The organism is Oscillibacter valericigenes (genome assembly GCF_021531915.1).
In the GTDB taxonomy this organism is placed as follows: domain Bacteria; phylum Bacillota; class Clostridia; order Oscillospirales; family Oscillospiraceae; genus Oscillibacter; species Oscillibacter valericigenes_A.
This window is the reverse complement of record NZ_JAFBIV010000034.1, coordinates 1-6091: the sequence shown is the minus strand read 5'-3', so window position 1 is coordinate 6091 and position 6091 is coordinate 1. Positions and strand designations below refer to the sequence as shown.

The 6091-nt window shown below is 57.5% G+C and carries 7 protein-coding genes; 6 read left to right on the top strand and 1 reads right to left on the bottom strand.

Annotated elements, in window-relative coordinates:
* From JQM66_RS12215 to JQM66_RS12200, 4 genes are all read left to right on the top strand, one after another.
* On the top strand, window positions 1–323 hold a 323-nt coding region (locus tag JQM66_RS12215), incomplete at its 5' end, for an electron transfer flavoprotein subunit alpha/FixB family protein (RefSeq protein WP_235228352.1).
* Window positions 324–614: 291 nt separating this feature from the next.
* A complete protein-coding gene (locus JQM66_RS12210; RefSeq protein ID WP_235230148.1) occupies window positions 615–1784 on the top strand; it encodes a glycosyltransferase family 4 protein in 1170 nt (389 codons plus the stop codon).
* Window positions 1774–2394: a TVP38/TMEM64 family protein gene (locus tag JQM66_RS12205; protein ID WP_235230147.1), complete on the top strand. Its 621-nt coding sequence runs from the start codon at window positions 1774–1776 to the stop codon at window positions 2392–2394. Before JQM66_RS12210 ends, JQM66_RS12205 begins: the two co-directional genes overlap by 11 nt.
* An 18-nt stretch (window positions 2395–2412) precedes the next feature.
* Window positions 2413–3465 carry a glycosyltransferase gene (locus tag JQM66_RS12200; protein ID WP_235230146.1) on the top strand — a complete coding sequence of 351 codons (1053 nt, stop codon included), beginning with the start codon at window positions 2413–2415 and terminating at the stop codon, window positions 3463–3465.
* A 54-nt stretch (window positions 3466–3519) separates the two neighbouring features.
* Here the strand turns inward: JQM66_RS12200 and JQM66_RS12195 are convergent, their stop codons facing one another.
* Window positions 3520–4203 (bottom strand): YjjG family noncanonical pyrimidine nucleotidase, encoded by a 684-nt coding sequence (locus JQM66_RS12195; RefSeq protein ID WP_235230145.1) that lies wholly within the window; start codon window positions 4201–4203, stop codon window positions 3520–3522.
* A gap of 106 nt (window positions 4204–4309) precedes the next feature.
* Between JQM66_RS12195 and JQM66_RS12190 the strand changes: the two genes are divergently transcribed.
* Window positions 4310–5149: a dipicolinate synthase subunit DpsA gene (locus JQM66_RS12190; protein ID WP_235230144.1), complete on the top strand. Its 840-nt coding sequence runs from the start codon at window positions 4310–4312 to the stop codon at window positions 5147–5149.
* A 6-nt stretch (window positions 5150–5155) separates the two neighbouring features.
* Window positions 5156–5731, top strand: a complete 576-nt coding sequence (locus JQM66_RS12185) for a dipicolinate synthase subunit B (RefSeq protein WP_235230143.1) — start codon at window positions 5156–5158, stop codon at window positions 5729–5731.
* Window positions 5732–6091 lie beyond the last annotated feature (360 nt).

Genomic DNA, 6091 nt, shown 5'->3' with positions numbered 1-6091 from the left:
TCAAGCTGGCTGAGGAGCTGGCTGAGGTCCTGGGCGGCGTCGTGGGCGGCTCCCGTGCCACCATCGACTCCGGCTGGCTGTCTGCCGACCATCAGGTTGGACAGACCGGCAAGACCGTCCATCCCAAGGTGTACGTCGCTCTGGGCATCTCCGGCGCCATCCAGCACAAGGCCGGTATGCAGGATTCCGAGTGCATTATCGCCGTGAACAAGAACGACACCGCTCCCATCTTCGAGATCGCCGACTACGGCATCTGCGGTGACCTGTTCAAGGTCACCCCGCTGCTGATCGAGGCCATCAAGGCTGCCAAGGCCGCGAAGTAAGAGATACTTCTCAAAAGACGCCATCCGAAAGGGTGGCGTCTTTTTTGCGCAATTTTGAAGAAAAACTGGGTTTGATACCGTTTTATGAGTAACGAGATCAAGGAAACAGGCGTCTTATTGATGAAAAGCAGAAAAAGTTGTCCGGGGCATTGACAAGACTGTACTACTGTGATAGTGCATTGCTAAAATAATACAAAAGGATTCAAGGAAATACTTGACAATCCGCGTAGAATATACTATATTAACTGTACTAGAACGGATAATACAGTAAATGAAAAGGAGATGTGTCCTTTGAAAGTTCTGATCGCAACCGATTGGTACACACCTGCCGTCAACGGTGTGGTGACCTCAGTTCTGAATCTGAAGCGGGAACTGACGGCCCGGGGCCATGAGGTCCGGGTACTGACCTTGTCCCAGACGCCCCACTCCCGTCGGGAGGGAGATGTGACTTACATCGGTGCCGTCAGCGCGGGGATGATCTATCCCGGCGCCCGTCTGCGGACTGCCCCTGCTATGAAGCTGCTGGGGGAGCTGGAGGCCTGGAAGCCGGATATCATCCACACCCAGTGTGAGTTTTCCACCTTCGTGATGGCGAAGCGGTTGGCAGCAGCCACGGGCGCACCCATTGTTCATACGTACCACACGGTTTATGAGGATTATACCCATTACTTTTCTCCAAGCCAGCGGTGGGGACGGGCCGCGGTGGCTTCCTTTACCCGCTGGGCAGTGGGCCATACGGAGTGTGTCATTGCACCGACCGCCAAAGTGCGGAGAATTCTGGAGCGCTATCAGGTGGATCGCCCGGTCCACGTGATCCCCACGGGTATTGATCTGAGCCGGTTTGATTGTCCTGCGGACGTAACGCGCCTGACAGAACTGCGCCAGCAGCTTGGCATCGCTGCCTCGGACAAGGTCCTGGTGTATGTGGGCCGCCTGGCGGAGGAGAAGAATATCGGCCAGCTGCTGGAGCTGCTGGCCCCTGTGGAGCGGCAGGATGTGCGTCTGCTGCTGGTAGGGGATGGGCCCTCCCGGCAGGAGCTGGAGGAACAGGTGAGAGCTCTTGGCATGGAGAACCGGGTGACCTTCACCGGTATGGTGCCTTCCGCTCAGGTGGCGGATTACTACCGGCTGGGCGACCTCTTTGTCAGTGCCTCCACCAGTGAGACCCAGGGACTGACCTATCTGGAGGCCTTAGCTGCCGGTGTACCCGCCCTGTGCTGCCGGGACGAATGTCTGACGGACGTCATCGTGGACGGCGTTAACGGCTGCCAGTTCCGGGACGGCGTGGAATTCCGTCGGTTCCTGGACCGTTTTCTGGAGGACGAGCACCTGCGCCGCCAGTTGTCCCGGGGAGCGTCGGAGACTGCCCGACGGGAGTTTTCCGCAGAGGCCTTTGGCCACCGGGTGGCGGAGCTGTATGCGTCTGTACTGGAGCAGCGGAGTCGGGATCATGCGGCGTGACCGGAAGGGCAGGGAGGTGCCCGCCTTTCTGAGCAAGACCACAGTTCATCTGACCACAGCGCTGGGACTGTTCTTCTGCGGGCTGTTTGTATGGTATGGACTTCGCCATGGCCTGTTCACTTCCCAGGAGGCTCTGCGGACCTTTGTGGAGGGCTTCGGCATCTGGGGCGGGGCGGCATTCGTCCTGTTCCAGGCGGTGCAGGTAGTGGTACCCATCCTGCCCGGCGATCTGGGATGTCTGGCGGGGGTACTGCTGTTTGGGCCCTGGTGGGGTTTCGCCTGGAATTATACGGGTATCTGCCTGGGGTCCCTGGCAGCTTTCCTGCTGGCAAGATGCTACGGCAGACCCGTTCTGGACCTGCTGTTCCGACGGGAGACCATTGAAAAATATGAGCTTTGGACAGAACGCCATTTTGCCCGTTGGTTCGCTGCCGCGATCTTCTTCCCGGTGGCGCCGGATGACTTCCTGTGTTGGCTGGCCGGCACTACCCGGATGACCCTGAAGCAGTTTTCTGCCATTATTCTGTTGGGAAAGCCGGCGTCCATTGCGCTGTACAGCCTGGGGCTGACGGTGGCCTTTCGGCGGCTGGCAAGCCTGCTGCCGGCCTGAGAAAGAGAGGGTTTTATCATGCGTGTGCAGTTATACAGCGGCTCTCTGGCGCTGGTCCGGAAAAGCGGCGTGGGCAAGGCTGTGGAGCATCAGAGGGCTATGCTGGAGCGCTGTGGTGTGGATGTTACGGACCGACGGGACGCCGGGATTGTCCACTGCAACACCGTGTTTCCGGACAGCTGGCTGGAGGCTCACTGGGCCCGCCTGCGGGGCAGAAAGGTGGTCTATTACGGACATTCTACCATGGAGGATTTCCGAAACTCCTTCCGTGGCTCCAACCGTCTGGCGCCCCTGTTCCGCTGGTGGATCACGCGATGCTACAACAGCGGCAGCATCGTCATCACTCCCACGGAGTATGCCCGCCGCCTGTTGCTGTCCTATGGAGTGCGGGTGCCGGTCTATGTACTCAGCAATGGAGTGGACACATCCTTTTTTGCACCAAGCCAGGAGCGGCGCATGGTTTTCCGAAAAAAGTACGGCCTGTCGGATACGGACCGGGCGGTGCTGTCCGTGGGACATATGATCGCCCGCAAAGGACTGGTGGAATTTGTGGAGATGGCCCGCTCTATGCCGGAGACCCGGTTCTTTTGGTTTGGCTATACGGCGCCGGAGCTGATCCCTGCCCATATTCGTCAGGCTGTGGAGACGGCGCCGCCCAATGTGACATTCCCGGGTTTCGTCAGCCCGGAGGAGCTGCGGGATGCCTACTGTGGCTGCGATGTCTTTGCGTTTCTATCCCATGAGGAGACGGAGGGGATCGTGGTACTGGAGGCCCTGGCCTGCGGCATCCCCACGGTTTTGCGGGACATCCCAGTGTACGACGGCTGGCTGACCGACGGGGGACAGGTTTACAAAGGACGGGATGACCGGGAACTCCGGGACCGGGTGGAGGGACTTCTGTCCGGAAGGCTGCCGTCCCTGGCATCAGCGGGACTAAAAACAGCCAGACAGCGGGACCTGGAAACAGTGGGTCGCCGCTTGCGGCGCATCTACGCCCACGCGGGTTTTCTGGAATGTCCGGAGCCCCGGAGGTTGGGCGGCCCCACAGCCGTGGAACGGTCCTATATATAATGTATCATTATGAAACGGCCTGTGGTTCAAGTGAACCACAGGGCCGTTCTCTTTTTATACGATGTCAAGAAGCTCCCGCAGATCGTGGATTTCATAGTCGATGGTGAGATCCGGCGGCGCAGAGGTACCCTTTGGATTGAACCAACAGCAGGGAAGACAGGCGTTATTGGCACCCCGGATATCTGTGGACAGAGAATCGCCGATGATCAGCGTGTTATCCGGAGAAAGCGCCGGAACGCAGGTGCGCACATAGTCGTAATAAGCCTTATCGGGCTTGGATGCTCCTGCCTCCTCGGAGATGAAAGCGCCTTCAAAGACTTCACCGAAGGTACAGAGAGTCAGACGGCTGCGCTGCACAGAGGCGACGGCGTTGGTCACCATATATAAATGATGTCCCCGGCTTGCAAGTGTGCGGCAGACCTCCTCCGCGTGGGGCAGGGGAAAGACCGACTGGCCAAGGGCGGCTAAGTAGTCCCGATTGCATTTGCCAGGATCGCGGTCCAGCTCCAGAGCCTTGAGAAAGCGCACGTAGCGCTCGTGGGTCACAAAGTCCTTGGTAACTTCGCCCCGGTCAAAGGCCTGCCACAGCACTTCGTTGATCTCATGGTAGAGCTGATAGACCTCCGGCGTATCCGGGATATGGTTAGCGGTACACATGGCAGAAAAAGCCCGGGAGGAGGCTTTTGGAAAATCAAACAGGGTGTCGTCCGCGTCAAACAGCAGGTATGGATACTTCATAGGCGCTCCCTTTCTTATGTTTGGGATATTCTATCACGGGGACCGGCAAAAGACAATCACCAATGCCCTTCCCGGACCATACCATGAAACGAGGGGGGAGTGTTGGATGAAAAAGACCTTTGGCGTCATTGGCGGGGACCGGCGGCAGGCCGAGTTGGCTCGGCTGATCGCACAGGATGGAGCGTCAGTCCTTACTTATGGGTTGGAATGCTGGAAGCCTGTTGGCGCTGCTGCCTTGGCGCAGGCTGTAACAGCGGATGTGGTGATTTTGCCGCTTCCGCTCTGCAAGGGGGAAGGAGTCCTGAACTGCGAGGAGGACCCGGTGCCTACACTGGAACTGTTCCGGCAGCTTCGGCCCGGGCAGCGGATTTTGGCAGGGAACGTAAAGCCTCAGCAGTATCGGGAGGCTTCGGCCTGCGGCCTGACGCTGGAGGACTACTTCCTTCGGGAGGAACTGACAGTCGCCAATGCTGCCGCTACCGCGGAGGCTGTCATCCAGGTGGCCATGGAAAACCTGGACCGGACGCTGCTGGGCATGGACTGCCTGGTGCTGGGCTTTGGCCGTATTGGGAAACTGCTGAGCTACCGCCTTCACGGCCTGGGGGCTCATGTGACGGCGAGCGCCAGAAAGCCAAAAGATCTGGCCTGGGTCCGGGCTTACGGTTGGAACGCTGTGGAAACCGGATCGCTGAATGGAAAACTGGGGTCCTTTGGCCTGGTATTCAACACGATCCCCTCACGTGTTTTGGATGAAGGTCTGTTGTCACAGCTGCCAAAGGACTGCCTCTGCATCGACCTGGCGTCCCAGCAGGGGATTGACGCAACGGCAGCGGAGCGGCTGGGGCTGCGCCATATCTGGGCCAGATCGCTGCCCGGGCGGCTGGTTCCCGGTACGGCTGCGGCTGTCATCCGGGACGCAATCAACTACATCTTATTGGAAGGGTGACCCTGTGTGAGAAAAGAACGGGTCGGATTTGCGGTATGCGGTTCTTTCTGTACCCATGAGGCGGTGCTGAGAGCGCTGGAGAAAGTGACGGCATCTTATGAGACTGTGATCCCCATTGTATCTGAAAATGCCGCCTTTACAGATACGAGATTCGGAACTTCCGATGATCTGTTGGAACGGCTGGAAGAACTGACAGGACATGACGTGCTGTGCGATATCCCCTCTGTGGAACCCATCGGCCCCAAAAAGCTGCTGGACGTACTGGTGATCGCGCCTGCTACCGGCAATACCCTGGCAAAGCTGGCGGCTGGGATCACGGATACAACTGTTACCATGGCGGCAAAGGCGCACCTGCGCAACGGAGGACCTGTCGTAATCGCTATGGCCAGCAATGACGGGCTGTCCGCCGGGGCAAAGAATATCGGGGAACTGCTGGTGCGGAAAAACTATTACTTCGTTCCATTTGGGCAGGATGATTTCCGGAAGAAGCCCTGTTCGCTGGTGGCGGATTTTCAACTGCTGCCGGAGACGATTGAAGCGGCATTACGGGGAGAACAGCTGCAGCCCATACTGCTGCGCTGATCAAAGGACGGAAGGTGATCCTTCCGTCCTTTTGCTTGCAAAAAGCGGGAAAAGTAAAAATGACGAAAGGCATTTGTAAAATGGAGATTTATAATAAGCAATGCTAATAGTAAAAATAAGCATGATTAGTAAAAGACTGCGGCAGAAGGGTGAAATAGCAAGAAAAAACTGGTAAACACGGAAAGTTATACAAACCGGATAAAAGAGGGTTGACTTTTGCCGAAGTGAATGGTATTCTAACAAAGCTGTCGCTGAGGTGAAGGCCGCGGCGGGCTGCAGAAAAGAAGTTGAAAAACCTCGAAAAAAGCAGTTGACAAACAGCGAGGGATATGTTATCCTAAAAAAGTTGCTGCTGAGCAA

What these genes read in the sequence shown, in the direction of transcription:
- JQM66_RS12205 (WP_235230147.1), top strand. Translation starts at nt 1,774, where the DNA reads ATGCGGCGTGACCGGAAGGGCAGGGAGGTGCCCGCCTTTCTGAGCAAG.
- JQM66_RS12200 (WP_235230146.1), top strand. Translation starts at nt 2,413, where the DNA reads ATGCGTGTGCAGTTATACAGCGGCTCTCTGGCGCTGGTCCGGAAAAGC.
- JQM66_RS12195 (WP_235230145.1), bottom strand. Translation starts at nt 4,203, where the DNA reads ATGAAGTATCCATACCTGCTGTTTGACGCGGACGACACCCTGTTTGAT.
- JQM66_RS12190 (WP_235230144.1), top strand. Translation starts at nt 4,310, where the DNA reads ATGAAAAAGACCTTTGGCGTCATTGGCGGGGACCGGCGGCAGGCCGAG.